The organism is Paenibacillus sp. P4_A7 (genome assembly GCF_056402455.1).
Genome location: NZ_JBFUHJ010000690.1, coordinates 1 through 1,980 on the forward strand (window position 1 = coordinate 1; position 1,980 = coordinate 1,980).

2 protein-coding genes and 1 pseudogene are annotated in these 1,980 nt (G+C 44.8%); 1 reads left to right on the top strand and 2 read right to left on the bottom strand.

Features of this window, described 5'->3' with window-relative positions; genetic code table 11:
• The coding region (locus AC1DWN_RS32985) for a SpoVR family protein (RefSeq protein ID WP_477563059.1) at positions 1-994 on the bottom strand (994 nt) is incomplete at its 3' end.
• A 155-nt stretch (positions 995-1,149) separates the two neighbouring features.
• Here AC1DWN_RS32985 and AC1DWN_RS32990 point away from each other — a divergent pair.
• The gene (locus tag AC1DWN_RS32990) at positions 1,150-1,713 is read left to right on the top strand and encodes a Uma2 family endonuclease (RefSeq protein ID WP_477563060.1); all 564 of its coding nucleotides are present in this window, start codon (positions 1,150-1,152) and stop codon (positions 1,711-1,713) included.
• 76 nt (positions 1,714-1,789) lie between these two features.
• Here the strand turns inward: AC1DWN_RS32990 and AC1DWN_RS32995 are convergent.
• Positions 1,790-1,980: pseudogene (locus AC1DWN_RS32995) on the bottom strand (SpoVR family protein); the annotation flags it as partial.

Sequence of the window (1,980 nt, forward strand, 5' to 3'; positions counted from 1 at the left end):
GCTCTCGTTCTTCCGGAGTCGGGTTATCCCAGCGCTTCTCGATGTCCTCAAATATTTTAAGCCCCAGATAATAAGGATTCAATGAATGCCTTGATGGCTGCACGACGGAGGAGTTCAGCGCAGCATATTCAACGGTCTCCTCTGAGGTTAAATCAAGCTCTCGCATGATCCGTTGGTGGAAGAAGCTTGCCCAGCCTTCATTCATAATTTTGGTTTCGATCTGCGCCCAAAAGTACAGCATTTCATCACGAAGCATGGTAAGGATATCTCGCTGCCAAGGTTCCAATATGGCGGAATATTCCTCAATGAACCACAAGATATCTTTTTCCGGTTGAGGAGGGAAGGATATAGGCTTTTCTTTTTCCTCCTGTGAAACTTCTTTCTCCAGTGACCACAGATCATCATAAGGCGATGAGAGTGGAGCGGGTTTTGCTACCGGTGAACGTTTTTGCACAGTAGAAATATAAGCATCCTTGGACATTCGATACGGCTTCACGATGGAGGGATCAACATGCTCCTGAATCGCAAGGACAGCATCAATGAATTGTTCAACCGCAAGCGTTCCATGGACCATTTCGTATTCACGGATTCGTTCTGCCGTTGCGGTCATGCTCTCGACCATGTTGCGATTTGTCTTGGAGAAGCGGGCGTTGTTCTTGAAGAAGTCGCAATGGGCGAGAACGTGAGCGACGATCAACTTGTTCTGGACGAGGGAGTTGCTGTCAAGCAGAAAGGCGTAACAAGGGTCGGAGTTAATGACGAGCTCGTAGATTTTACTAAGCCCGAAATCATATTGCATTTTCATCTTGTTGAATGTCTTCCCGAAGCTCCAATGACTGAAGCGGGTAGGCATGCCATAAGCACCGAAGGTGTAAATGATATCGGACGGACAAATTTCATACCGCATAGAGTAGAAATCAAGACCAAATCCAGTAGCAATCTCCGTAATTTCATCAATGGCATATTCCAATGCCCTCATATCCAATATTGTCATTGTTGAACCCCCTATCAGAATTTGTGAGATAGGTGAAACACTGCTAATAATCGGGTAATACTGTTGATAATGAATGAGTGAAAATTAGCAACGATCCGTTTGGTCATGGTACAATTAGTAAAAGTTTACGCAAAATCAGAAGGAGGTCGAACATTGTGTCAAATCCAGATGAGAAGAAAATTCATACCTATCAAGATTGGCTGACATGGGACGGAACGTGGGAGTTAATTAACGGCAAAGCCTATAATATGTCTCCAGCTCCGACCTCATTGCATCAATTTATTGTAGGAGAGCTTCATTTCGCCCTACGGACGTTCTTCCAGAATCGGAGTTGCTATGTGTTTGTGGCTCCATTTGATGTGTTTTTCAGTGAAAGCGAAGAGTATCAATCACCCGATCAAGTCACTCAACCTGATCTTTCGGTTGTTTGTTCTAAGGACCAAATATCCAAGAACGGCTGTCACGGTGCGCCGACAATAATCATTGAAGTGCTGTCGCCTTCGACTGCATTGAAGGACTTTAATGAGAAGTTCAACTTATATCAAAAGCATGGGGTACAGGAATATTGGATTGTCGATCCTGGGAATCGAACGGTGCATGTATATGCGCTACAGGATGGCAGTTATCAGGTGCGTGATTTATATACGGAGCAGGACACGATCCAATCCGTCGTCTTTAAAGATTTACAAGTACCTATGAACACGCTATTCAGTCTATAATAACAAGCACAATCAGCCGGCGAGATACACTCTCGACCGGTTATTTTTTGTCCCTTGAAATCTAAGCACCTTGGCGATAGGAAGCCCAGCCTTCGTTCATAATCTTTGTTTCGATTTGCGGCCAGAAGTAGAGCATTTCATCACGCAGCATCGTCAATATATCTCGTTGCCAAGCCTCTAAGATAGATGTATAGTCCTCCCTAAACCAGATGAGGGCCTTCTCCGGTTGAGGAGGAAATCGTTTCAGATCTGCAGCCAGACCGGATG